At 74.3% G+C, this 23,286-nt stretch carries 21 protein-coding genes; 8 read left to right on the top strand and 13 right to left on the bottom strand.

From position 1 onward, the window contains the following. On the bottom strand, positions 1-705 hold the full coding sequence (locus tag ACIF6F_RS06215) for a succinate dehydrogenase (RefSeq protein ID WP_399941882.1): 705 nt from the start codon (positions 703-705) through the stop codon (positions 1-3). 94 nt (positions 706-799) lie between these two features. Between ACIF6F_RS06215 and ACIF6F_RS06210 the strand changes: the two genes are divergently transcribed. Further along, positions 800-1,696, top strand: a complete 897-nt coding sequence (locus tag ACIF6F_RS06210) for a LysR family transcriptional regulator (RefSeq protein ID WP_399941879.1) — start codon at positions 800-802, stop codon at positions 1,694-1,696. Positions 1,697-1,756: 60 nt separating this feature from the next. Here the strand turns inward: ACIF6F_RS06210 and ACIF6F_RS06205 are convergent, their stop codons facing one another. After that, on the bottom strand, positions 1,757-2,422 hold the full coding sequence (locus ACIF6F_RS06205; RefSeq protein ID WP_399941876.1) for a TetR/AcrR family transcriptional regulator: 666 nt from the start codon (positions 2,420-2,422) through the stop codon (positions 1,757-1,759). A gap of 111 nt (positions 2,423-2,533) precedes the next feature. On the opposite strand from ACIF6F_RS06205, the gene ACIF6F_RS06200 reads away from it, so the two are divergent. Beyond that, on the top strand, positions 2,534-4,024 hold the full coding sequence (locus ACIF6F_RS06200; protein WP_399941874.1) for an FAD-dependent oxidoreductase: 1,491 nt from the start codon (positions 2,534-2,536) through the stop codon (positions 4,022-4,024). Positions 4,025-4,118: 94 nt separating this feature from the next. Here the strand turns inward: ACIF6F_RS06200 and ACIF6F_RS06195 are convergent, their stop codons facing one another. After that, positions 4,119-6,299, bottom strand: a complete 2,181-nt coding sequence (locus tag ACIF6F_RS06195) for a putative bifunctional diguanylate cyclase/phosphodiesterase (protein ID WP_399941872.1) — start codon at positions 6,297-6,299, stop codon at positions 4,119-4,121. Then, entirely contained in the window at positions 6,296-7,108 is an 813-nt protein-coding gene (locus tag ACIF6F_RS06190) for an SAM-dependent methyltransferase (protein WP_399941870.1), read from the bottom strand. The genes ACIF6F_RS06195 and ACIF6F_RS06190 overlap by 4 nt, the downstream gene beginning before the upstream one ends. An 863-nt stretch (positions 7,109-7,971) precedes the next feature. Between ACIF6F_RS06190 and ACIF6F_RS06185 the strand changes: the two genes are divergently transcribed. The 3 genes from ACIF6F_RS06185 (at position 7,972) to ACIF6F_RS06175 (ending at position 9,648) form a co-directional block, all read left to right on the top strand. After that, on the top strand, positions 7,972-8,097 hold the full coding sequence (locus ACIF6F_RS06185) for a hypothetical protein (protein ID WP_399941867.1): 126 nt from the start codon (positions 7,972-7,974) through the stop codon (positions 8,095-8,097). Between the two features lie 59 nt (positions 8,098-8,156). Continuing rightward, positions 8,157-8,921, top strand: a complete 765-nt coding sequence (locus tag ACIF6F_RS06180; RefSeq protein WP_399941865.1) for a hypothetical protein — start codon at positions 8,157-8,159, stop codon at positions 8,919-8,921. A gap of 196 nt (positions 8,922-9,117) precedes the next feature. After that, positions 9,118-9,648: a hypothetical protein gene (locus ACIF6F_RS06175; protein ID WP_399941862.1), complete on the top strand. Its 531-nt coding sequence runs from the start codon at positions 9,118-9,120 to the stop codon at positions 9,646-9,648. A 115-nt stretch (positions 9,649-9,763) separates the two neighbouring features. On the opposite strand, the gene ACIF6F_RS06170 is transcribed toward ACIF6F_RS06175, so the two are convergent. Further along, complete coding sequence (locus ACIF6F_RS06170; protein WP_399941860.1) at positions 9,764-10,258, bottom strand: hypothetical protein; 495 nt, start codon at positions 10,256-10,258, stop codon at positions 9,764-9,766. 343 nt (positions 10,259-10,601) lie between these two features. Between ACIF6F_RS06170 and ACIF6F_RS06165 the strand changes: the two genes are divergently transcribed. After that, the gene (locus ACIF6F_RS06165) at positions 10,602-11,264 is read left to right on the top strand and encodes a class F sortase (protein WP_399941858.1); all 663 of its coding nucleotides are present in this window, start codon (positions 10,602-10,604) and stop codon (positions 11,262-11,264) included. Between the two features lie 22 nt (positions 11,265-11,286). On the opposite strand, the gene ACIF6F_RS06160 is transcribed toward ACIF6F_RS06165, so the two are convergent. The 5 genes from ACIF6F_RS06160 to ACIF6F_RS06140 all read right to left on the bottom strand — a co-directional run bounded on the left by ACIF6F_RS06160 (position 11,287) and on the right by ACIF6F_RS06140 (position 18,142). Then, complete coding sequence (locus tag ACIF6F_RS06160; protein ID WP_399941856.1) at positions 11,287-11,700, bottom strand: hypothetical protein; 414 nt, start codon at positions 11,698-11,700, stop codon at positions 11,287-11,289. After that, entirely contained in the window at positions 11,697-12,257 is a 561-nt protein-coding gene (locus ACIF6F_RS06155) for a GNAT family N-acetyltransferase (protein WP_399941853.1), read from the bottom strand. Before ACIF6F_RS06155 ends, ACIF6F_RS06160 begins: the two co-directional genes overlap by 4 nt. Before the next feature lie 93 nt (positions 12,258-12,350). Further along, a complete protein-coding gene (locus ACIF6F_RS06150) occupies positions 12,351-13,250 on the bottom strand; it encodes a polysaccharide deacetylase family protein (protein ID WP_399941851.1) in 900 nt (299 codons plus the stop codon). Positions 13,251-13,425: 175 nt separating this feature from the next. Then, positions 13,426-16,731 (bottom strand): bifunctional lysylphosphatidylglycerol synthetase/lysine--tRNA ligase LysX, encoded by a 3,306-nt coding sequence (lysX, locus tag ACIF6F_RS06145; RefSeq protein WP_399941848.1) that lies wholly within the window; start codon positions 16,729-16,731, stop codon positions 13,426-13,428. Between the two features lie 226 nt (positions 16,732-16,957). Continuing rightward, positions 16,958-18,142: a CapA family protein gene (locus ACIF6F_RS06140; protein WP_399941845.1), complete on the bottom strand. Its 1,185-nt coding sequence runs from the start codon at positions 18,140-18,142 to the stop codon at positions 16,958-16,960. Between the two features lie 409 nt (positions 18,143-18,551). Between ACIF6F_RS06140 and ACIF6F_RS06135 the strand changes: the two genes are divergently transcribed. Both ACIF6F_RS06135 and ACIF6F_RS06130 read left to right on the top strand, forming a co-directional pair. Further along, on the top strand, positions 18,552-19,085 hold the full coding sequence (locus ACIF6F_RS06135; protein ID WP_399941843.1) for a sigma-70 family RNA polymerase sigma factor: 534 nt from the start codon (positions 18,552-18,554) through the stop codon (positions 19,083-19,085). Positions 19,086-19,266: 181 nt separating this feature from the next. Beyond that, complete coding sequence (locus ACIF6F_RS06130; protein WP_399941840.1) at positions 19,267-19,767, top strand: hypothetical protein; 501 nt, start codon at positions 19,267-19,269, stop codon at positions 19,765-19,767. 93 nt (positions 19,768-19,860) lie between these two features. On the opposite strand, the gene ACIF6F_RS06125 is transcribed toward ACIF6F_RS06130, so the two are convergent. The 3 genes from ACIF6F_RS06125 to ACIF6F_RS06115 are packed head-to-tail and all read right to left on the bottom strand — an operon-like array spanning position 19,861 to position 23,194. Then, a complete protein-coding gene (locus ACIF6F_RS06125; RefSeq protein ID WP_399941838.1) occupies positions 19,861-21,087 on the bottom strand; it encodes a histidine kinase in 1,227 nt (408 codons plus the stop codon). Then, entirely contained in the window at positions 21,084-22,838 is a 1,755-nt protein-coding gene (locus ACIF6F_RS06120) for a cation acetate symporter (RefSeq protein WP_399941836.1), read from the bottom strand. The genes ACIF6F_RS06125 and ACIF6F_RS06120 overlap by 4 nt, the downstream gene beginning before the upstream one ends. Then, positions 22,835-23,194 carry a hypothetical protein gene (locus ACIF6F_RS06115; protein ID WP_399942203.1) on the bottom strand — a complete coding sequence of 120 codons (360 nt, stop codon included), beginning with the start codon at positions 23,192-23,194 and terminating at the stop codon, positions 22,835-22,837. Before ACIF6F_RS06115 ends, ACIF6F_RS06120 begins: the two co-directional genes overlap by 4 nt. Positions 23,195-23,286: the final 92 nt, after the last annotated feature.

Here is a 23,286-nt window from a genome sequence, read left to right as displayed (position 1 = left end):
TCAGTTCACCACTCCGGTCATGACGGCGACGGGGACGGAGACGAAGCCCGCGGTCAGCGCGAGGGCGAGGAGGTTGGCGGTGGCCTTGAGGGCGCGGTCACGGGTGGCGTTGCCGGCGCCGAGGGTCTGGGCGGCGCTCCAGAAGCCGTGCCGGACGTGCAGTCCGAGGGCCAGCATGGCGGTGATGTAGATGACGTTGCCGTACCAGGTGGAGAAGGTGGCGAGGACGTTCTCGTAGGGGTGGCCGGCCCAGGCGCGCTCGTTGACGGTGAGCGTGGTGAGGTCGAGCAGGTGCCAGACGATGAAGAGACCGAGGATGATGCCGCCCCAGCGCATGGTGCGGGTGGCGTAGCTCGCGCGGCGGCGGGTGTGGGCGTACTTGACCGGGCGGGCCTTGATGTCGCGCCGGCTGAGCTGGTACGCGGAGACGGCGTGGGCGACGACGGCGGCGAGGAGCACGACGCGGGCGGCCCAGAGTCCCCAGTGGCTGTGCAGGAAGGGCTCGCCCATGTGGCGGAGCCAGTCCGCGTAGGCGTTGAAGTCCTCCGCGCCGAAGAAGATCTTGAGGTTGCCCAGCATGTGGACGACCAGGTAGGCGAGCATGACCAGCCCGGAGACCGCCATGACGGTCTTCTTGCCGAGGGTGGAGTTCCAGAGGGTGCGCGGGAGGGACGGTCGTCGGTCCGTTCGCGTTGCCAGAGCCATGGCACACCACGCTAGGGAGCGGCCTCCGAAAGGTCCAAGACATGATGATGGTCATCTTGATAGGTGCTGGCTATCGAGCGCTAATCTGGTCTTTATGCAGTTCCAGCAGCTGGTGTATTTCGTGGCCGTGGCGGAGACCCGGCACTTCACGCGGGCCGCCGAGCGGGTGCACGTGGCGCAGCCGTCGCTCTCGCAGCAGATCAAGGCGCTCGAACAGGAGCTGGGGGCGGAGCTGTTCAGCCGGGCGCGGGGCAACATCGCGCTGACGGACGCGGGTGAGGCGCTGCTGCCGCTGGCGCGGCGGATCCTGGCGGACGCGGAGACGGCCCGGGTGGAGGTGCAGGAGCTGGCGCAGCTGCGGCGAGGGCGGATCCGGCTGGGGGCGACGCCGAGTCTGTGCACGGGGCTGCTGCCGGACGTGCTGCGGTCGTTCCACGACGCGCACCCGGGGATCGAGCTGCTGATCGAGGAGGGCGGTTCGCACGATCTGGTGCGGGAGCTGGCGCGCGGTGCGCTGGACCTGGCACTGATCGCGCTGCCGCTGCCGCCGTCGGCTCCGTCGTTGCAGACGGTGGAGCTGCTGACGGAGGACCTGGTGGTGGTGTCGGCGGAGTCGGCGCCGCCGCCGGGGGGCGGGGGCGAGCTGACGGTGGCGGATCTGCGGACGGAGCCGATGGTGATGTTCCGGCACGGCTACGACCTGCGGGAGCTGACGGTGGCGGCGTGCCGGGCGGAGGGGTTCGAGCCGTCGTTCACGGTGGAGGGCGGCGAGATGGACGCGGTGCTGGGCTTCGCGCGGGCCGGGCTCGGGCTGGCGGTGGTGCCGGCGATGGTGGCGGACCGCGCGGGTCCGGGGCTGCGGACCACGCGGCTGGCCGGCTCGCCGCTGCGCCGGACCATCGCGCTGGCTCACCGTACGGACGTCGCGCCGCCCCGGGCAGCCCGGGAGCTGCGGCGGGTGCTGCTGGCGGGCCGGCAGCGGGGGGCCTGAGGCGGGGCGGTCGGGCCTCGGCGGGGGTGTCGAGGTCAGGGCTCGGCCGGGGTGTCGCCTTCAGGTCTCGGCCGGGGTGTCGAGGCCTGTGGCGAGCATGGTGAACGCGCGGTCGGCGTCGGCGGCGGCCCGGGCGTGGGCCTCGTCGGCGGTGCTGCCGGCGTCGAGGCGGCGGAAGTTCTCGTGGCCGAGTTCGTGGCGGACGGTCACGAGGTGGAGGGCGGCGAGGCGGGCGGCGAGGGGGGTGTCGTACTCCGGCGCCAGGGCCTCGGCGAGGAGTTCGACCTCGCGCTCGGTGTAGTGGGTGAGGCGGGCGGCGAGTCCCGGCGAGGAGTAGAGCAGCCGCTGGAAGGCGAGCACGCCCGGGTGGTCGCAGAGGCCGGTGATGGGGTCGCGGTCGGCGAGCGCGGCGAGGAAGTGCTCGTGGAGGGCGCGGACCGGCGTGGTGCCGGCGGGGCGGTCGCGCACGATGCGGGCGGCCTCGTCCTGGTGGTCCGCGAAGCGGTCGAGGAGGAGGTCCTCCTTGGTCGGGAAGTAGCGGAACAGGGTGGGCTTGGAGACCTCGGCGGCGGCGGCCACCTCGGCGACGGACACGTCGTCGAAGCCGCGCTCCAGGAAGAGCTCCAGGGCGGTGGCGGCGAGGTGGTCGCGGGTGCGCTGCTTCTTGGTCTCGCGCAGGCCGGGTTCGGGTGCGGTGCGGGGCGCGTTCTGCTGCGGGTTCTCCATGCGCGCAAGCCTAGCAGAGATTTCATTACCCGGTAATTTTCGTTACCCGGTTGCATTTTCTCGGCGGAGGCGCTTTCCTGGAGACACGGAACGATTCGAGGGGGAAGCGAGATGACCGACGTACTCGTCGTGGGCGCGGGACCCACGGGACTGACCCTGGCCTGCGACCTGGCCAGGCGCGGGGTGGACGTGCGCGTGATCGACGGCCGGGACGCGCCGCACGGCGAATCGCGCGGCAAGACCCTGCACCCGAGGAGCCTGGAGATCCTGGCCGACCTGGGCGTGGACCGGGAGGTGCTCGCCCACGGCGCCGCGCACCAGGTGTTCCGCAAGTACTTCGACGGCGTGCCGGTGCAGGACACCGATCCCTTCGCGCCTGGGACCGGCCCCGGGCACCGGCCGGGGGCCCGCTTCGACGGCGCGGTGTTCGCCGCCCAGTGGCGGATCGAGGAGGTGCTGCGCCGCCGGCTCGAACGGCTCGGCACCGCGGTGGAGTTCGGGGCGCGGCTGGCCGGGCTCGGCCAGGACGAGGACGCGGTGCGGGCGGTGCTGGCCGACGGGCGCGAGCTCCGGGCCGGGTACGCGGTGGGCTGCGACGGCGGGCACAGCACGGTGCGGCGCGAGCTCGGGGTGCCGTTCGAGGGCCACTCCGCCGGGGCCGAGGCCATGATCTGCGGGGACGTCGAGGCGCCCGGACTGAGCCGGGACGTCTGGCACCAGTGGTTCACCGCGGACGGGGCGGTGCTCATGTGGCCCGTCCCGGGCACCGCCTCTTTCCAGATACAGACGGCACCGGAGCTCGGGCCGGACGGGAAGGCACTGCCGCCCTCGCTGGCGGCCTTTCAGCGGCAGTTCGACCGGCACGCCCGGGTCCCCGGGATACGGCTCCGCCGGCCGAGCTGGCTGTCGTCGTGGCGGGTCAACGTCCGGATGGCGCGCCGGTTCCGGGTGGGCCGGGTCTTCCTCGCGGGCGACGCCGCGCACGTCCATCCCATCGCCGGGGGCCTCGGGATGAACACCGGGATCCAGGACGCGTTCAACCTCGGCTGGAAGCTGGCGCTGGCCGTCGAGGGGCGGGGCGGTACCGAACTGCTGGACAGCTACGAGCAGGAGCGGGGGCCCGTCGCCGCCTGGACCCTGAAGATCACCGACGAGCGGATGGAGCACGTCACGGCGGCCGTCCGCCGGCCTGGCACCGGTACGGAGGCGGCCCTGACCGGCGAGGTGCCGCCGGGGTACCGCTGGAGTCCGCTCGCCGAGGGGACGGGCGCGGGACGGTCGGTGCCGGGCGATCCGGCGCCCGACATACCGCTGCCCGGCGGGACCTGGCTGTCCGAGGCCCTCGCCGGCGGCGGGTTCACCCTGCTCGGCACCGGCTCGGGCACCGGGCCCGGCCTGGCGGCCGTGGCCGCCGCACACGGCGGTGCGGTGCGGCCGCTCGCCGTGGGCACCGCTCTCGGCGCCGCGGCGGAGGCGGCCGTCCGCGAGGCCTTCGCAGTGACGGGCGACGCTCTGGTGCTCATACGCCCGGACCACCACGTGGCCCTCGTCGCCGAGGGCCGGGACCCGGAGCCGGTCCTGCGGTGGCTCGACGCCCTCTGACCGTCGCGTCGACGGGGGCCACCCGGTCGGGCAGGGCCGCCGCGGGAGTCCGGGCCGCCGCGGCGGGCCGGGCCACCGCGGCGGCCCGGCCGGGTCAGGTCGCGAACGCGTCCGAGAGGGACAGGGCGTGGATGCGGTCCGGGGCTCCGGGGCGGGCGTAGTACCAGCCCTGGGCGGTGTCGCAGCCGAGTTCGCGGAGCTGCCGGGCCTGCGCCCCGGTCTCGACGCCCTCGACGGTCACGGCGAGCTCCAGGCTGTGCGCGAGCGCGACGATCCCCTCGACGATCTTCACGTCGACCGGGTCCGCGGGCTGCTGCTGCATCCCCTGGGTGAAGGAGCGGTCGAGCTTGAGCACGCTGACGGGGAGCCGGCGCAGGTTGGCCAGGTTCGAGTAGCCGGTGCCGAAGTCGTCGAGCGCGATGTCGACGCCCAGGTCCGCGAGCCGGCGCAGGGGTTCGAGGAGTTCGTCGTCGGCGCCGATCAGGGCGGACTCGGTGACCTCCAGGCACAGGGCTCCGGGCTCCAGGCCCGAGCTCTCCAGGACCTGGAGGGTGTCCGCGACCAGGCCGGGGTGGTGCAGCTGGGTGGGCGAGAGGTTCACGTTGATGCGGAGCGGGCCGCCGGCGGCCCGGCCGCCGTGCTCACGCTGCCAGGTGCGGGCCTGGCGCACGGACTCCTCCAGCACCCAGCGGCCCAGGGGCACGATCAGGCCGGTGCGTTCGGCGAGCGGGATGAACCGGTCCGGGCCCAGGACCCCGTACTGCGGGTGGGACCAGCGCACCAGCGCCTCGGCCCCGTGCACGCTGCCGTCGTGGAGGTGGACCAGCGGCTGGTACTCGATGAAGAACTCGCCGCGCTCCAGGGCGGCGGGCAGGGCCGTGGTCAGCCCGTGCCGGGTGATGGCCCGGGCGTCGGCCTCGGCGTCGGCGAACTCGAAGCGGTTGCCGCCCGCGCCCTTGGCCCGGTACATCGTGATGTCGGCGCTGCGCAGCACCTCGGCGGGGGTGCGCTCGCCCGCCGGGCCTTCGACGATGCCGATGCTGCCCCGCACGGTCAGCTCGCGGCCGTCGAGCCGGATGGGCGCGGAGAGGGCCGTGAGGATGCGCACGGCGAGCTCGGTGACCTCCTGCTCGGTGTCGGGGCCGGTGGTCAGGGCGACGAACTCGTCGCCGCCGAGCCGGGCCACCATCTCGCTGGAGGCCGTGGCACAGGCCTGGAGGCGGTCGGCCACCTCGACCAGGAGGCGGTCGCCTGCGGAGTGGCCGAGGCTGTCGTTGACGGCCTTGAAGCCGTCGAGGTCGAGGTAGCACAGGCCGAAGCGGCTGCCTTCCTTTGCGGCCAGGGCCTTCTCCAGCCGTTCGAAGAACAGGGTGCGGTTGGGCAGGCCGGTCAGGGCGTCGTGGGTGGCCTCGTAGCGCAGCCGCAGGTTGAGCAGCCGCCGTTCGGTGGTGTCCTCCATCAGGGCCAGCTGGTACTGGGGGCGGCCGTCGGCGTCGCGCAGGAGGGAGACGGTGAGGTTGGTCCACAGCACGGTGCCGTCGTGCCGGTAGTAGGGCTTCTCGACGCGGTAGTGCTCGCGTTCGCCCCGCACCAGCTCGCCGTACATCTTCCAGACGTTCGGCGCGTCCTCGGGGTGGCCCCACTCCATGACGTTGCGGCCGCGGACGTGGCCCTCCATGCCGCCGAACATGCGCAGCAGCGCCTCGTTGACCTCCAGGACGTTGCCGTCGAGGTCGGCGATGCCGATGCCGACGGCGGCGCCCTCGAAGACGGCGCGGAAGCGCTGTTCGCTGAGGTGCAGGGCGACCTTGGCGTCGGTGCGGGCGGTCAGCGCGGAGCGGGCGATGGCCTCCTGCTCGCGGAGGGTGCGCTCGCGCAGGGCGCGGGCGAAGCCGGCGGCCAGGGCGTGCTGCAGGCGGGAGCAGCGGGCCCGGTACTCCTCGGCCGGCTCGCTGCCGCCGGACGCGCAGTAGAGCACGAGGTAGGCGTCGACCACGCCGAGCGTGCCCGACAGCGCCTCGGGGTCGGTGCAGTGGATGGCGACGAGTTCGGCGCCGACGCCCTGGGCGGGGGTGGCGTCGAAGGGCCGGGCGTGCAGGGCCTCGGTGAGGCTGCGGGCCAGCGGGAGGAGACGTTCCTCCAGTTCCGGCCGGGTCAGGGAGGTTGCGGTGACGGGGAAGATGGCCCGGCTCCAGATGGTCGCGAAGCGGCCTATCCGGTCCTCGGGGTCGTCCGGGAGCGCCGAGGACCCCTCCGTCTGGGCGGGAAGTCTCACGCCTTGCGTCCCACGCCTGCGAAGCCCGCGAAGGCGTACGGATCCTCCTGGACGTCGGGGGTGTCCGGGCGCCAGCTCGGCATGGCCACCAGCCCGGGATCCACCAGCGTGAAGCCGTCGAAGAAGCCGGCGACCTCCTCGCGGGTGCGCATCACGAGGGGGTTGCGGGCGTCGCGGTAGACCCGCACCGCGCCGTCGGCGGCGTCCGGGGAGGCGGGGATGCCCTCGTGGGAGGCGTGGGTGAGGATCAGGAGGCTGCCGGGGGCCAGAGCGTCGCGCAGCTGGGCGACGGCCGCGTAGGGCTCGTCGGCGTCCTCCAGGAAGTGCAGGACGGCCACGAGGAGCAGGGCGACGGGCCGGTCGAAGTCCAGGAGGGCGGTGGTCTGGGGGCTCCCCAGGATCTCGTGGGGTTTGCGGAGGTCGGCGGCGACGATGTCGGTGCGGGCGTCGCCGCCGAGGACCGCCTGGCTGTGGGCGACGGCGACCGGGTCGTGGTCGACGTACACCACGCGGGCCTCGGGGCTGGCTCCCTGGGCGACCTCGTGGACGTTGCCGAAGGTGGGGATGCCGGAACCGATGTCGAGGAACTGGGTGATGCCCTCGGAGACGGCGTGGCGGACGGCGCGGCGCATGAATGCGCGGTTCGCCTGCATGATCTTGGGGAGGCCCGGCATGAATTCCATGGCCCGCCGGGCGGTCTGCCTGTCGACCTCGAAATTGTGCGATCCGCCCAGGTAGTAATCGTAGATGCGGGACACGCTCGGCACCGATATGTCGATGCCGGGCGGGGCCCAGTCCGGGCGGTCCATCGAGGTCTCCAAGGCGTAGTCGGTCTGCTGTCCGAGCCGAATCTACTGATCATCCCTCAAGGGAGCGAGTCAAAGCGGAAATTGGCGATCCGTTCTTCGTCACACACCAAAGGCACGTGCCGGTCGGGCCACACGGAATGACCGAAACCGACAAATCCCTTTTGGGAAAGAGGGGCTTGCGATCGGATGCCATCGATCTTTGGCTCAAACCCATACGGTGGAAAGTCCGCCCGTTCAGGGGAATCGACAGGGCTCCCCGCGTGCCGTGACCGCCCGCCGCCCATGCTCCCCGGGTGAGAAGACCACCCGCCAGGCGGTTATGGGCCGCCGCCGTCCTGCTGTGGCTGACCCTCGGATCCGCACCCGCGGTGGCCGATAGCTGCGCCTCCGTGAGCGTGGGTCCCGGGGGCTCCCTGGAGGTGGTGGCCGTCGCCGGAGGCGACGGCTCCGGTCACGGCCGCGGGCACGGGAAGGGACATGGCAGGGGTCACGGCCGCGGGCACGGGAAGGGCCACGGCAAGGGCCACCACTGCGGTTGCGGGCACGGGAAGGGCCACGGCAGGGGCCACGGACACCCCGGGCGGGGCCGCGGGCACGACTGCGATCCCGAGCCCACGCCCACACCGACTCCCAAGCCCACTCCGAAGCCGACTCCACCGGCACCCAAGCCGACACCGAAGCCGACGCCGCGGCCCACCCCGAAGCCGACGCCCAAGCCCGCTCCCCCGGCCCCGCAGGCGCCCCGTCCGGTCGCGCCGCCGCCGGTGCACCGGGCGGCCCCCGCGCCACCTCCGCCCCCGCCGCCCGTCCGGCGCGCGGCCCCGGCGCCCCCTCCCCCGCGACCGGCCCTCTCGCCGCACCCCGTGGCCCGCCCGGCCTACCGGGCCCCGGCCCGCAAGCCCCGCGAGCACCACATCTCGGTGCTCACGTTCACGCTGCTCGCCACCGCACCGGCGGTCCTGGCCATCGTGGCCCTGCGCCCGCGCTGAGGCGCGCCCGCCCGCACCGCCGCGCCCGCCCCGTCCCCTGACCCACCGGGAGTTCCTCCGTGTCGGAATGGCTCGTCCTGAGCATCGCGATGGCCGCGACCTGTGCCGTGGTCCTGTCCATCGCCTTCTTCAACCACCGCCGCATCGGCGAGGACGACGACCCCAGCGAGACGCCGGACGTCATCGAGTACATGACGATGATGATCGGCGTGATCTACGCGATCGTGCTGGGACTGGCCATCGCCGGGGTATGGGAGGCCCGCGGCGCGGCCCAGGAGTACGTGCGCCAGGAGGCGCAGGCCCTGCACGAGGTGAGCGTCCGCGCCGAGGTGTACCCGCCGGCGGTCCGCGCCCGCATCCGGGCCGACGTGGACGCGTACGTCCGGTACGTCGTCACCACCGAGTGGCGGCACATGGCCGAGCAGGGCTCGGTCACCGACCGCGGGACGGAGCTGCTGGCGAAGGTGCGGCGCGACGTGACCGACTACGAGCCGAAGACCGACCACGAGGGGCAGGCCTACCAGCCGCTGGTGGACCAGGTCGGGGCGGCCGACGACGCGCGCAGCGGCCGGGCCGACAGCGCCGCGGCCACCATGCCGGGCGTGGTGTGGTTCGGCCTGATCGCCGGCGCCGTGGTGACCGTGGGCCTGGTCTTCACGCTGCAGATCCGCAAGTCCTTCCGCGAGATGCTGCTGGCCGGCCTGTTCAGCGCGCTGATCGCCTTCCTGCTCTTCCTCATCTGGGACTTCGACGCGCCCTTCAGCCGGGGCGTCTCGGCGACGGCCGAGCCCTTCCTCCGGCAGTTCCCGCATCTGGACGGCTGACCAGGGGGCGGCGGCACCCGACCCGCGCGGGTGCCACGCCGCCGATGTCCCCCGAACGGCCGCCGAACGTGCCCCATTCGCCCGACTCTGATCGCGGGTCACCGGGGCCGCACCTAGCGTGGCGGACATCGAGGCGCACATTCCCCGACATGTGGAAACGGTTCCGCAAATGCACCTCGGGACCCGGAGGACTGACATGCGTGCGATACGCACCGCTTCCGCCGCACTGCTCGCCACGGCCGTCACGGGAGCCGCCCTCGCGCTCGGGGCCCCTGCCGCCACCGCCGCGGAAGCCCAGCCGATCACCTCGTTCGGCTTCGCCATCACCCCCTCGACGGTCGCGCCCGGCGGCCGCACCACGCTCACCGTGAGCGGCTGCGACGCGGCGTTCGCGACGGCGTCGTCCGGGGTCTTCGACGCGGTGAGCATTCCCCGCGGCCAGCGGGTGGTCGTCGCAGTCGACCGCGACGCCCGCCGGGGCGCCGTGTACTCGGTGACGTTCACCTGCAACAACGAGAACGGCTCGGCCGATCTGACCATCGCCGGCGGCACCGTCCAGCCCACCACCCTGTCCACCGCGGTCGCCCAGGGCGTGCGCGGCGGCCTCGGAGGCAGCGTCTCGGGCATGTCCCCGGGAGAGATCGCCGCGGGTGCCGGGCTGTTCGTGGTGGCCGCGGCGGGTACGGCGTACGTGGTGCGCCGCCGCTCGGGCGCCCGCCGCCACTGACGGCCCCCGCCGACGGCCCCCGCGAGGGAGCTCCGTACGCCCGTCGCCCCCGAGTCCAGGCCTGGACTCGGGGGCGACGGGCGGTTCCGCGATCCGACCGGGGAGGTTCGGCCGGTCAGACGCGACCGCGGGTCGCGCGGCGACGGCGCATCAGGTGGATGCCCGCGCCCAGGGCCGCCGTGCCCACGAGGCCGGCGCCGATGGCCGTCTCGGTGGCGGTCGGGCCGAAGGAGCCGCCGAGACCGCCCTGGGCGCCGCGGCCGTCGAGGACCTGGAACTGGTGGGTGCCGACGAGGCTGCTGCCGTTGCAGCGGACGGAGAGCGTGTGCCGGCCGGGCACGGCGTGGTTGAAGATCCGTACCGTCGCGAAGCCGATCGCCCCGGGCGAGAGGGCGGTCTCGGGAAAGTTGCCGGGTGAGAAGACCGTGCCGCCCTGGTGGCAGCCCGAGGCGCTGACCTGCATGGTCGAGCCCTGGTGCACGGAGAAGGGGTTGACGGTGATGTTCGTGGGCCCGCCGCCGGGAGCACCGCCCGCGGCTGCGATGGGTGTTGCGAGTCCGAGGACGGCGAAGGCCGCGGCGGCGGCCGTCACAGCGCGTGAAGCACGCATGGTGGAACCTCCAGCGGGAAGCGCCCCGGACCGGTGGCCCGGGCTGATCGACGAGAACGCCTCCCATGACGAACCATCACCGGACGCACCATCCGCCGCATTTCGCCCTGGCCCGCCCGAGGGGCGCGACACGCCGGGCCGCGAGCCCCCGGATCTGACGGATCCCCAGGTCACGACCCATCAGACGCTTATCTGACATTTACTCGGATGGACGCACCCCTTCCGGACGGGGGCCACCCGTTCGCTCCTTCCTCCTCGCCTTCCCGTCCGACCCGACTTAGCGTGCGGGAAGGAGGGGGAAGAGAACGCGGGAATCCGGATCCCGCGTCGGGAAGGGAGAGCCATGACCGAGGACGAGACCGGGCAGCCGAGGAAGCGGTCCCCCTGGGGCGTCCTGGCGCTGGTCATGCTCACCGGCCTCGCCATGATCAGGAACGGGGCGAACGTGGAGCCGGGCCCGCCCCAGCCCGCCGCGGCCGCCGCCGTGAGCGCCTCCTCCGACAGCGCGGCCACGGCCGCGCCCGTGCCGCCGGCCGACCTGGAGGCGCTGGAGCACTCGACGGTGGAACGGATCCGCATCCCCTCGATCAACGTCGACGCGCCCGTCATGTCGGTCGGCCTCGACGCCGAGGGCTGGATCGACGCCCCGCCCCCGCAGGACCCGAACCTGGCCGGCTGGTACCTCAACGGCATCGCGCCCGGGCAGCGCGGGTCGGCGGTGATCGTGGGCCACGTCGACAACGCCCAGGGCCCCGCGGTCTTCTACGGCCTCGGCTCGGTCCGCAAGGGCAGCCAGATCGAGGTCAGCCGGTACGACGGGCGGACCGCCGTCTTCGAGGTGTACGGCGTGGAGGTGTTCTCGAAGCACGACTTCCCCGGCGCCCGCGTCTACGGGGACACCGGCCACCCCGAGCTCCGGGTGATCACCTGCGGCGGCGGCTACTCGAAGGCCCGGGGCTACGACGGGAACGTGGTCGTCTTCGCGCGCATGGTGGACACCCGCTGAACCGCGGCGGGCCGGGAGGGCCTCACGCGTCCTCGTCGGCGTCCTCCGGCGGGCCCTCCTCCAGGCGCCGCAGGCCGTCCTCCGTCGGCACGGGAGGGGTCCAGCCGTGCTCCCGGGCGCGCCGGACGAACTCCTCGTCCAGCGCGACGTGGTAGCGCTCCACGTAGTGCGCGAGGTCGGAGTACCAGCACCACGCGCCGTCCGTGAGGACGCGCAGCCCGTCGATGCGCTCGCGCCCCGGGGCGAGGACGTCGTGCACGTCCGAGGTGGCGGCGGCCAGTACGGTGCCCGCGCGCAGGTACCGGACGAGCCCGGCCTCGTCGGGCCCCGGCCGGTCGCGCACGGCGTCCCGCAGCGAGGGACCGCCGGGGTTCCCGTGGTCGAGCTCCCGGTACCCGCCGAGGTAGCGGGGGGCCGGGGCGGGGCCGTCGCTCACGCGCGGGGGTCCGACGGGGTGCCGGCGGCCTCCCGTACGCCGAACCAGTGCTCGGCCCCGTACTCCTCGAACCGCTCCACCTCGGTGAAGCCCAGTCTCGAAGCGAGCCGCATCGCACGGTCGTTGGCGGTCTGCGTGGTGAGCACCACGGGCTCGCCGGGGAAGGCGCCGGCGAACCAGTCGAGCGCCGCCCCGCACGCCTCTGCGGCATAGCCGCGTCCCCACGCCTGCGGGAGGAACAGGTAGCCGAGTTCGGCCTCGCCGCCTTCCGGACGCACGCGGCCGGGGCGGGCCGGGTCGCGGCGGTCGAGCGAGACCATGCCGGCCATCGCCCCGTCGAGTTCGGCCACGAAGAGGCCGAGGCGCCGCCCGGGCACCTCCGGCACCGCGCGTTCCAGCTCGTCGCGGGGCCGCGCGCCGCCGGTGTGGGCGCCGACCTCGGGCGAGGCGAACAGCTCGATGAACGCCGCGCGGTCCCGGGCCTCGGACGCGCGGAGCACGAGCCGCTCGGTCTTCAGCGGGGCGGGCGGCCAGACGACGGTGCCGTGTTCGGTCATGGCGGGCAACCTACCCCACGCCGACGGCGCCCGGCCGGGCCGGAGCGGGCGGACCGGCCGGGGGCGCCGGTCGCGCGGCACCCCCGGCCGGGGTCAGCGGCGCGGCGGGAGCTGCGGCAGCGTCATCTCGAAGCCGCGGTCGAGCAGCCGGGGCAGGTAGGTGCGCAGCGCCGCCACGCTCTGGGCTCGGTTGCCGCCCGCGTCGTGCGAGAGGACCACGACGCCGGGGGCCGCACCGCGCAGCACCCGGCTGATGATCGTGGCGGTGCCGGGTTCCTTCCAGTCGAGGGTGTCCACGGTCCAGGCGAGCGGCTCCATGCCGAGGTCGGCGCCGATCTCGAAGGCCGCTCGGTTCCACGCCCCGTACGGCGCGCGGAACCATACGGGGGCCTCCCCCACCGCCTTCTCGACGATCTCGCTGGTGTGGCCGATCTCCCAGGTCAGCCGGGGCCGGCTGAGCTTCGGGATCAGCGGGTGGGTCCACGTGTGGTTGCCGATGGCGTGGCCTTCGTCCGTCATCCGGCGCAGCAGGTCCGGGTGTTCGACGGCCATCTCGCCGCAGACGAAGAACACCGCGCGCGTGTCGTGGCGGCGCAGGGTGTCGAGGATGCCGGGCGTGTACCGGGGGTCGGGCCCGTCGTCGAAGGTGAGGACCATGTTCCGGCCGAGTGCGGGCACGTCGAGCAGCGGGCGGACGCGTACCGGCGGTTTCGCGGGCCGGTGGCGCGGCGGCAGTTCGGCGGTCATCGGGCTGAGCCGGTACGTGGACGGCACCTGGGGCCGTACGGCCTGCGGGGGCCCGGGATTCGGCGGGGCGGCGCCCGGGATCCGCGCGGGGGCGGCCGGGGCGCCGGCCGCGCCGGCGGGGCCCTGGGCGCCGCCCGGGGAGCCGGCCCGGCCGCCGGTCAGCAGTCCGGCGGCGACGGCGGTTCCGAGGAACACGGCGGTGCGCAGCAGGCCCCGCCGCCCCGGAAGCACTTCATCCGATTTCATTATCAATTGCTCGCACGCCAGACAGCGTGGGGCGTTCATCAACACTGGTCAAGGGGGTGAAAGCACCCGCTTGGCGCACTGGCCGATTGCCGCGCGCCGGGCTGGCCGGTTCCGTACGTCCAGGCGTGCGAGCAGCAGGTCCTCGCGTGACGAGGAGCTCCTCTCCGGGCGCCGGTCAGCCCCGGCGCACCAGCGGGAAGGGCAGCGTCTCCCGGATCGTGCGTCCCGTGAGGAACATGACGAGGCGGTCCACGCCGATGCCCAGGCCGCCGGTGGGCGGCATCGCGTACTCCAGGGCGTCCAGGAAGTCCTCGTCCAGCTCCATGGCCTCCGGGTCGCCGCCCGCGGCCAGCAGCGACTGGGCGGTGAGCCGCCGCCGCTGCTCAACCGGGTCGGTCAGCTCGGAGTAGGCGGTGCCCAGTTCCGTGCCGAAGGCGACGAGGTCCCAGCGTTCGGCGAGGCGCGGGTCCTTGCGGTGCTGGCGGGTCAGCGGCGAGACGTCGGTCGGGAAGTCCTTGTAGAAGGTGGGGAGTCCGGTCTTCTCCTCCACCAGCCGCTCGTACATCTCCAGGACCACGTCGCCCCGGGTGTCGTCGGGCGCGTGCGGAACGCCGGCGGCGTCGCACAGCCGGCGCAGCGCCGGTTCCGCCGTGTCCGCGTCGACCTCCTCGCCGAGGGCCTCGCTGATCGCCCCGTACACGGTCTTCACCGGCCACGGGCCGGAGATGTCGTGTTCGACGAGCCTGCCGTCGGGCCCCGCCTTCCGGGCGGTCGCCGTGCCGTGGGCGGCCAGGGCCGCGCCCTGGATCAGTTCGCGGGTGAGGTCCAGCATGACGTCGTAGTCCGCGAAGGCCTGGTAGGCCTCCAGCATCGTGAACTCGGGGTTGTGCTTGTAGGAGACGCCCTCGTTGCGGAAGGTGCGGCCCATCTCGAAGACCTTCTCCATGCCGCCGACGCACAGCCGCTTGAGGTACAGCTCGGGGGCGATGCGCAGGTAGAGGTCGAGGTCGTAGGCGTTGATGTGGGTGGTGAAGGGGCGGGCGTTGGCGCCGCCGTGGATCTGCTGGAGCATCGGGGTCTCGACCTCCAGGTAGCCGCGGTCGAGCAGGCCCTGGCGCAGCGCCTGGACGGCGGCGGACCGGGCCCTGACCACGTCGCGGGCCTCGGGGCTGGCGACCAGGTCGAGGTAGCGGCGGCGCACCCGGGCCTCGGGGTCGGCCAGGCCCTTGCGCTTGTCGGGCAGCGGGCGCAGGCACTTGCCGGTGAGCTGCCAGGAGCGGACCACGACGGAGAGCTCGCCGCTGCGGCTGGCGCCCACCTCGCCGGTGGCGACGACGTGGTCGCCGAAGTCGACCGTACGGGTGAACTCTGCCAGGACGTCGGCGCCGGACCCGTCGCGCGTGAACATCAGCTGGAGGTCCCCGGACCAGTCGCGCAGGCCGGCGAAGACGACGCCGCCGAGGTCGCGCACGACCATCACGCGCCCGGCGACGGTGACCTCCTCGCCCGTCCGCGCGTCCGGCGCCGGGCCGGGATGGGCTCGGCGGAGCTCCGCGAGGGTGTGGGTGCGCTCGGGGATGCCCACCGGGTACGGGTCGACGCCGGCGGCCTGGAGGCGGGCGAGCTTGAGGTGGCGGACCCGGACCTGCTCGGGCAGGGCGGAACCGGTGCCGGCGTCGGCCGCGCCCTCCTCCACCAGGCCGAGTTCGTCGATGGGGGGCAGGCCCGCGGTGGTGGCGGGGGCCGCGGCGGCGCCGGCACGCGGCCGCCCCCGGCGCCGGAGCCTGTTCAGGCTGGGTACGGAGACGAAGCCCTCGGCGATGCCGGAGGCGAGGCTGATGCGCGCGAGGGAGCCGGCGTCCCCGTAGCAGAGGAACCGCGGGTGCCACTCCGGCTGGTACTTCACGTTGGAGCGGTACAGCGCCTCCAGCTGCCACCAGCGGGAGAAGAACAGCAGCAGCCTGCGCCACAGCCGCAGCACCGGTCCCGCGCCGATCCGGCCGCCCTCCTCGAAGACGGAGCGGAAGACGGCGAAGTTGAGGGAGACGCGGCGCACCCCGAGCTTCGGGGCCTGCGCGCACAGCTCGGCGACCATGAACTCCATGACGCCGTTGGGGGCCTTGCGGTCCCGGCGCATCAGGTCCAGGGAGATGCCGTCCTTGCCCCAGGGGACGAAGGAGAGCAGGGCGATCAGGCCGCCCTCGCCGTCGAAGGCCTCCACGAGCAGGCAGTCGCCGTCCTGCGGGTCGCCGAGGCGGTCGAGGGCCATGGAGAAGCCGCGTTCGGTCTCGGTGTCGCGCCAGCGGTCGGCGCGGTCGACGATCCGGCGCATCTCCTCCTCGGTGAGGGCGGAGTGGCGGCGGATCACGGTGGTGCACCCGGCGCGCCGGACCCGGTTCACGGCCTGCCGGGTGACGCGCATGTCCCGGCCGTCGAGGTCGAAGTGGGCGACGTGCAGGATCGCCTCGTCGCCGAGCTGCAGTGCGCCGAGGCCGGAGCGGGCGTACGCGGTGGCGCCCTCCTCGGAGGCGCCCATCACGGCCGGCTGCCAGCCGTGGCGGCGGGCGACGGCCAGCCACTCGTTGACCGCGGCGGTCCAGGCGCCGGGGTCGCCGACCGGGTCGCCGGAGGCGAGGCAGACGCCGGCCTCGACGCGGTAGGTGACGGCGGCCCTGCCGTTGGGGGCGAAGACCACGGCCTTGTCGCGCCGGGTGGCGAAGTAGCCGAGCGAGTCGTTGCGGCCGTACGCCGCCAGCAGGGCCCGGATGCGCGGCTCCTCGTCCCCGTGCAGCGCGGCCTCCAGGCGCTGGGAGCGGAAGAGCGTGGCGGCGGCGTTGAGCAGGGCCAGGGCGCCGAACAGGCCACAGAAGAAGTACACGGGCCGGGGCGGCCGGCCGTCGAACTGGCGGGCGGAGAAGAGGCCGCCGAAGACCTGCTTGGCGGCCCAGTCCAGCCACTGGGACCGGGGCAGCGTCCCCGGCCAGATGGCGACCAGCGCCCAGCCGAGGAAGACGGCCAGCAGGAGGCCGAGGCCCAGGACGAGCAGGGCCCGCCACACCGCGCCGTGGCGGGAGGCGGCGTAGAACTCGCTGCGGGCGGTGACCAGCAGGGCGAGGGCGGCCACCGCGACGATGATCGAGGGGACCGAGTACCAGTACCAGCCGTCCGCGAGGAAAGCCGCGTCGCTGAGGACCAGCAGGGTCAGGTAGGCGACGACGACCCACCAGGCCACCTTCTTGCGGCTGCCGAGTGCGGCTGCGAGCAGGAAGAGGAAGACGGCGTAGGCGAGGTTGGCGCTGACCGGGACCAGGACGGCGTCGAGGAAGCGCACGACGGGCCGCAGGACACGCCGGAGCACCGGGAAGAGCGCCAGCAGCACGCAGAGCAGTCCGATGGTGCCGAAGAAGGCTCCGAAGGCGTCCGGCACCCGGTTCAGGAAGCGGTTCCTGGTGCCCTGCGTCTGCTCCACCGTGACACTCATGATTCGCACTGTAGGCAGGGGCGCGGCGTGGCGCGCGGCGGAGGAGCCGGGCCCCCTGGGCCTGCGCCCAGGCCGTCGCGGTCCTCGACGGGGCCGGGGTGGCGCCGAGGTCGAGGGCGCCGTCCTGTCCGGCCCGGACGGCGGCGGCCCTGTCGCCCGCGTCCGCGGCGTGGGAACACCTGTTCGCAGGCGCTTCCGGCGCGGGGTCTCGGCGGGCCGGGCCCGGTCAGCGGCCCATGACCAGGCCGTCCTTCGCCGCGCCGCGGCTCAGCACCGCCTCGCGGATCACGTCCCGCGCCGTCTCGTAGTCGTCCCGGCCGGGGTCCTTCGCCAGCGCCTCGGGCAGGTTCACCACCTTGCCGGCGTCGAGGTCCATCAGCTGCGGGACGAACTCCGCCCGGGTGACCCGCCACCGCTGCCCCGCCGCCGGGGGCGCGAAGGTGAAGCGGCCGATGGAGCCGTAGTTGCCCCGGGGGTCGACCTGGCCGGAGTGGTTGATCATCGTGCCGGCGACCTGGTCGCCCATGCCGTAGACGATCCAGGTGCCGTTGACCTTCTCGTAGGCCTGCGGGACGTGGGCGTGGGTGCCGAGGATCAGGTCGACGTCCGGCCGGGTGCCGGTCTTCGACGCCGTCAGGGCCCGGCCCAGGTCCAGCTGCCTCGCGTCCGGTTCGGTCTGCCACTCGGTTCCCCAGTGCAGGCTGACCAGGACCACGTCCGCGCCCGCCTTCCGGGCCGACCGCGCGTCCGCGACGATCCTCTTCTCCTCCGTCAGGTTCACGGCCCAGGGCTGCCCGTCGGGCATCGGGTAGCCGTTGGTGTCGAAGGTGTACGCCAGGTGCGCGACCCTCGCGCTGCCCGCCCGGTACGTGGTCACCCTGCGGGCCTCCTCGGCGGTGCGGGCGGACCCCGCGTGCCCGAGGCCCGCCCGGTCGAAGGCCTCCAGGGTGCGGCGCACGCCGTCGGCGCCGTCGTCCAGGGTGTGGTTCGAGGCGGTGGAGCAACCGTCGTAGCCGGCGTCCTTGAGGCCCGCCGCCACCTCGGGCGGGGACTTGAAGGCGGGGTAGCCGGTGAAGGGGCCGCCGTCGGGCCCGTACACGGTCTCCATGTGGCACAGCGCCAGGTCGGCCTTCGACACCACCGGCTTGACCAGCGAGAACATCGGTCTGAAGTCGTAGCCCTCGCCGCCCGCGTCGGCCTGGGCGCGCCGGATGACCGAATCGTGCGGCAGGACGTCGCCGCTGGCCACCAGGGTGAAGCCGCGGGCCGCCGGGGAGCCCGCCGCGTTGCCGCCCGCGGCGGGCGACTGCCGTCCGGCGAGGCGGGCCTGCGCTCCGCCCTGTCCCGCGGAGCAGCCCGCCGTGCCGGCGGCCACGAGGACGACGGCGAGGGCGGCGGCCGCCCGCCGCACGGGCGGGCGCGTGCGTCCCGGCGTCCGTCCGGGTGTGCCCCCGGGGGTGCTGCCCGTCGAGCCCGATCCCGCCGAACCCGAACCCCTCGAACCCGAACCCCTCGAACCCGAACCCGTCGACCCCATAGGACCAGACTCCCATTTGTAGGACTATCGGATGTTCTAAATCCCGAATCCACAGAACCCGCGACGCGAAGTCAAGGAGCGGCGCCGTTCCGCTCACCGGAACGGCCGAACCGCGCGGACCGTTCACCGCACCGTTCGGACCGTTCGTCGCACCGGCCGCCCGCCCGGCGGCCCTCACGGCGCGCTTGGGCGCGCCGCCGCCGCCCGGCGGTTCCCGCGGCCCCACCCGCAGGTCAGGGTGGGTCCATCCGGCCCACTCAGCCCCCCGGGAAGGAGCCCAGAGGTGAGCCGCACCGTCACCCTCCGGCGCACTGGCGCCGACGAGCTGGCCGAACTCCAGCGCGACCACGGCCGGGCCCTGTACGGGTTCCTGCTGGGCCTGACCCACGGCGACGCCCAGCGCGCCGAGGACCTGGTCCAGGAGACCCTGGTGCGGGCCTGGCAGCACCCCGAGGCCTGGCAGAGCGAGCACGCCTCCATGCGGCCCTGGCTCTTCACCGTCGGCCGCCGGCTGGCCATCGACGCCCGCCGCGCCCGCCTGTCCCGCCCCCAGGAGGTGGAGGCCGAGGCGCTGGACCAGCGGCCCGCCCCCGAGGACCGGTACGAGACCTCCCTGACCGCCATCGACGTGCGCCGCGCGGTCGGCTCGCTGGGCCCCGAACACCGCGAGGTGCTCGTCCAGGTCTACTTCCGCGACCGTTCCGTCTCGGAGGCCGCACAGGCACTCGGCATTCCCGCGGGCACCGTCAAGTCCCGCACGCACTACGCCCTGCGGGCCCTGCGGAAGGGCCTGCCGGGGTACGGGCTCGGCGCCTGACCACCCGGCGCCGCGCCGTCCGTCCAGAATCCGGCCGGAGTCATGAGCAGACTGTGCCCAGGGCGCATCGAATTTGCCATCAGACCGTTCAAGTTGAGTAAACGTCCCCCGCCCGTCCCACCGCTGCGTGAAGGCTCGGGGCAGACGGCGGCAGGCTCGACACGCGGGAGAAGGTGGAACGGTGCGCCCCGAGGGTGGTAACGGCACCAGTGACGGTGGGGTCGCGGTGCCCCTGGCATGGCTCTACGCCGAGTACATCGCGGACGAACTCCTGCGCACGGGACGGCTGATCCCCGTCAGCACCCTGGAGTTCCGGGCCGGCCGCGACACCCTCGCCCTCACCATCTACCTCTCCGACGCGGCCGGCGAGCTGTCCGGCATCCGCGTGGTCTCCCAGCTCGACGAGTGGCTCTCGCTCACCGCGTACGGGCACCCCTGGCGCGACTGGGTGCAGACCCGCTTCCTCCAGCTCGGCGAGGAGGTACGGGAACGCGGCGGCGACGACGCCGACCTGGAGCTGGCCCGGGCCGCCTGGCGCTGGCTCGACCGCACCGAGCTCTACGCCACCAACCTGGACCCGGCCCACCGCGAAGGCGCCGGCCTGGACGAGAACGTCCGGGTCTGGACCCCCGCCTGGCAACTCGGCCTGCCCCTGGGCCACCTGGCGATGCACCTGTTCTGAGCGGCCTCGCACCCCCTGCCGGACGGTGCGGCCGTCGCCGCACCCGCACCCGCCCCCCTGCACCCCTGCAAGGGAGTACGGCCGCCCCCGCGCTCACCCGGTCGGCACGGCCGCCCCCGCGCCGGGATGCACCCCCGCCCGGTACTTCGGCACCCGGACCGTCACCTTCATGCCCGCGCCCACCCCGGTCTCGATCACCAGCCCGTACGCGTCGCCGTACACCTGCCGCAGCCGCTCGTCCACGTTGCGCAGCCCGATCCCGGACGGAGCGGGCCCCTCGCCCGCGAGCAGCGCCCGCAGCGCCGCCGGGTCCATGCCCACCCCGTTGTCCTCGACGGTCACCACGGCCTCGTCGCCCGCGTCCCGCGCCGCGATCGTGATCCGGCACTCGGCCACCGAGGTGCCGAGGCCGTGCTTGACGGCGTTCTCGACCAGCGGCTGGAGGCACAGGAACGGCAGCGCCACCGGCAGGACCTCGGGCGCCACCTGGAGCGTGACGGTCAGCCGGTCGCCGAACCGGGCACCGGCCAGCGCCAGGTACTGCTCTATGGAGCGCAGTTCGTCGGCGAGCTGGGTGAAGTCGCCGTGCCGGCGGAAGGAGTAGCGGGTGAAGTCGGCGAACTCCAGCAGCAGTTCGCGGGCCCGCTCCGGGTCGGTGCGCACGAACGAGGCGATGGCGGCCAGGGAGTTGAAGATGAAGTGCGGGGAGATCTGGGCGCGCAGGGCCCGTATCTCGGCCTCGATCAGCCGGGTCCTGGACAGGTCGAGCTCGGCCAGCTCCAGCTGTACGGACACCCAGCGGGCCACCTCGGTCGCGGCCCGCACCAGCACCGCCGACTCGCGCGAACCGTAGGCCACCAGCGCCCCGAGCACGCCCTCCTCGCCGGTGAGCGGGGCGATCACCGCCCAGCGCAGCGGGCAGCCGGGATCGTCGCAGCCGGTCTCGACGGCGATGCTGCGCCCGGAGTCGAGCGACGCGGCGACCTTGCCCATCACCACGTCCACGTGGTGCCCGGCCCCGGGCCCGTCCCAGGCCAGCACCGTGCCCCGGTCGGTCAGGCAGAGCGCCTCGGTGCCGAGCAGCGGCCGCAGGCGCCGTACGGCCTTCCGCGCGGTGTCCTCGGTGAGCCCGCCGCGCAGCGGGGGCGCGGCCAGCGAGGCGGTGTGCAGGGTGTGGAAGGTGGCCCGCTCGACCGGCGTGCCCAGGTCCAGGGAGCCGCGGCGGTCGCCGCGCACCGCCCACCAGCGGCCGAGCGCCGCCCCCGCGGCGAGCAGGGCGAGACCCCCGAGGACCAGCCCGGCCAGCACCTCGCCCGTCATCGCAGGCCCTCCGGGAGGTGCAGCCGGGTCAGGGTGGCCGCCGCCCCGGCCGGCACCCGGTCCCGGGTGGCGACGGAGACGGCCACCATCGTCAGGAAGCCCAGCGGCACCGACCAGACGGCCGGCCAGGCCAGCAGCGTGTGCGCCCAGCCCCCGCCGGGCACCCCGGCCCGGGTGGCCAGCACGGCCGTCAGCGCCGCCCCGCCGCCGACCAGCAGCCCGCTGGCGGCACCGGGCGCGGTCAGCCCCCGCCACCAGATACCCAGCACCAGCAGCGGGCAGAAGGAGGAGGCGGACACGGCGAAGGCCAGCCCCACCGCGTCGGCCACCGGCACGTTCACGACGAACCGGCTGACCAGCAGCGGCACCGCCATGGCCACGACCGTCCCGAGCCGGAAGGCCCGCACCCCGGACCCGGCGGGCCGGACGCCCGCTGCGGACCGGCGCCGCAACCGCAGCCGGCGGGGCAGCGCGTCTTTGGTGAGCACGCCGGCGACCGCCATGGTCAGGCCGGAGGCGGTGGACAGGAAGGCGGCGAAGGCGCCGCCGGCGAGCAGGGCGCCCAGCAGGTCTCCGGCCACGCCGCCGACCATCCGCTCGGGCAGCACCAGCAGGGCCGCGTCGGCGCTGCCGGACAGGGCGAGTTCGGGGGCGTAGATGCGGCCGAGCGCGCCGTAGACGGGCGGCAGCAGGTAGAAGGTGCCGATCAGGCCGAGCACCACGAGGGTGGTGCGGCGGGCGGCGGTGCCGTGGGGGCTGGTGTAGAAGCGGACCGCCACGTGCGGCAGGCCCATGGTGCCGAGGAAGGTGGCGAGGATCAGCCCGTAGGTGGCGTAGAGCGGGTGTTCCTCGCGGCTGCCGGAGAGCGGCTGCGACCACTGCGTGCCGGTGGCTCCCGAGGGGGCCGCGCGCTCGGGTACCCGCGCCCCCTCGGGGAAGTCCAGGACGGTGCCGGCCTCGACGCGGTGGGGGCCGGCGGCCAGGGCCACGGGCCGGCCGCGGTGGTCCCGGCCGTCGACGCGGCCGGTGACGGTCACGGTGAGCGGTGCGGCGAGGTCCAGGCGTACCGTGTCGGCCACGCGTACGGCCGACTGCTCGCGGAAGTGGGGCGGTTCGGCGAACCGGGCGCGCGGGGCGCCGTCACCCGCCCACGCGGCCAGCAGGAAGAAGGCGGGCACCAGCAGGGCGGTCAGCTTCAGCCAGTACTGGAAGGCCTGGACGAAGGTGATGCTGCGCATGCCGCCGGCCGCGACCGCGCCGGTGACCACCACGCCGACGACGAGGGCGCCGACCCAGTCGGGGGCGCCGGTCAGGATGTGCAGGGTCAGGCCGGCTCCCTGGAGCTGCGGGAGCAGGTAGAGCCAGCCGATGCCGACGACGAACAGGCCGGCCAGCCGGCGGACGGCGGCGGATTCGAGGCGGGCCTCGGCGAAGTCGGCCAGGGTGTAGGCCCCGGAGCGGCGCAGCGGCGCGGCGACCAGCACCAGCAGCACGAGGTAGCCGGCGGTGTATCCGACGGGGTACCAGAGCATCTCGGGCCCCTGGAGCAGGACCAGGCCGGCGATGCCGAGGAACGAGGCGGCGGAGAGGTACTCGCCGCTGATGGCGGCGGCGTTGAGGCGGGGGCCGACGGTGCGCGAGGCGACGTAGAAGTCGGAGGTGGTGCGGGAGATGCGCAGCCCGAGGCCGCCGATGAGGAGGGTGCCGAGGACCACGGCGGTGACGGCGGCGACGGCGTGGGCCTGGTTCACGGGCGGCCCTCGTTCCGGTCGGCCGGCTCGGTGACCAGGGTGGTGAAGTCGCGTTCGTTGCGCTCGGCGCGGCGCACGTACCAGCGGGCCGTCAGCCACATCACCGGGTGCACGGCGACCCCGAGCACGGCCCAGACCAGCGGGGCGGGCGCGGTGCCGCTGGACGTGTGCGGGAGGGCGAACAGCAGCGGGAGGCCGCCGACGAGGAGGACGAGGGCGGCCAGGGCGGCGAGGGCGGTGCGGAGCTGGCTGCGCATCAGGGCCCGTACGTAGGTGGCGCCGAGGGAGGTCTGCTCGGTGATCTCGGAGCGGGCCGGGGTGGGCACGGGGGCCCGGCGGCGGGCGGGCAGGGGCACGCCGGTGACGGTCTCGCGGCGCGGTACGTGCGCTTCGCCGCGCGGGGCGGGAGCCCCGGCATGCGGCGCAGAGGCTCCGGCCTGCGGGGCGT

The organism is Streptomyces sp. NPDC086023 (assembly GCF_044540325.1).
Lineage (GTDB): Bacteria > Actinomycetota > Actinomycetes > Streptomycetales > Streptomycetaceae > Streptomyces.
Note: the sequence above shows the minus strand (reverse complement) of the source record. Positions and strands in the feature narration are given on the sequence as shown.

What these genes read in the sequence shown, in the direction of transcription:
- ACIF6F_RS06215 (WP_399941882.1), bottom strand. Translation starts at nt 705, where the DNA reads ATGGCTCTGGCAACGCGAACGGACCGACGACCGTCCCTCCCGCGCACC.
- ACIF6F_RS06210 (WP_399941879.1), top strand. Translation starts at nt 800, where the DNA reads ATGCAGTTCCAGCAGCTGGTGTATTTCGTGGCCGTGGCGGAGACCCGG.
- ACIF6F_RS06205 (WP_399941876.1), bottom strand. Translation starts at nt 2,422, where the DNA reads ATGGAGAACCCGCAGCAGAACGCGCCCCGCACCGCACCCGAACCCGGC.
- ACIF6F_RS06200 (WP_399941874.1), top strand. Translation starts at nt 2,534, where the DNA reads ATGACCGACGTACTCGTCGTGGGCGCGGGACCCACGGGACTGACCCTG.
- ACIF6F_RS06190 (WP_399941870.1), bottom strand. Translation starts at nt 7,108, where the DNA reads ATGGACCGCCCGGACTGGGCCCCGCCCGGCATCGACATATCGGTGCCG.
- ACIF6F_RS06175 (WP_399941862.1), top strand. Translation starts at nt 9,118, where the DNA reads ATGCGTGCGATACGCACCGCTTCCGCCGCACTGCTCGCCACGGCCGTC.
- ACIF6F_RS06170 (WP_399941860.1), bottom strand. Translation starts at nt 10,258, where the DNA reads ATGCGTGCTTCACGCGCTGTGACGGCCGCCGCCGCGGCCTTCGCCGTC.
- ACIF6F_RS06165 (WP_399941858.1), top strand. Translation starts at nt 10,602, where the DNA reads ATGACCGAGGACGAGACCGGGCAGCCGAGGAAGCGGTCCCCCTGGGGC.
- ACIF6F_RS06155 (WP_399941853.1), bottom strand. Translation starts at nt 12,257, where the DNA reads ATGACCGAACACGGCACCGTCGTCTGGCCGCCCGCCCCGCTGAAGACC.
- ACIF6F_RS06150 (WP_399941851.1), bottom strand. Translation starts at nt 13,250, where the DNA reads ATGAAATCGGATGAAGTGCTTCCGGGGCGGCGGGGCCTGCTGCGCACC.
- lysX (WP_399941848.1), bottom strand. Translation starts at nt 16,731, where the DNA reads ATGAGTGTCACGGTGGAGCAGACGCAGGGCACCAGGAACCGCTTCCTG.
- ACIF6F_RS06125 (WP_399941838.1), bottom strand. Translation starts at nt 21,087, where the DNA reads ATGACGGGCGAGGTGCTGGCCGGGCTGGTCCTCGGGGGTCTCGCCCTG.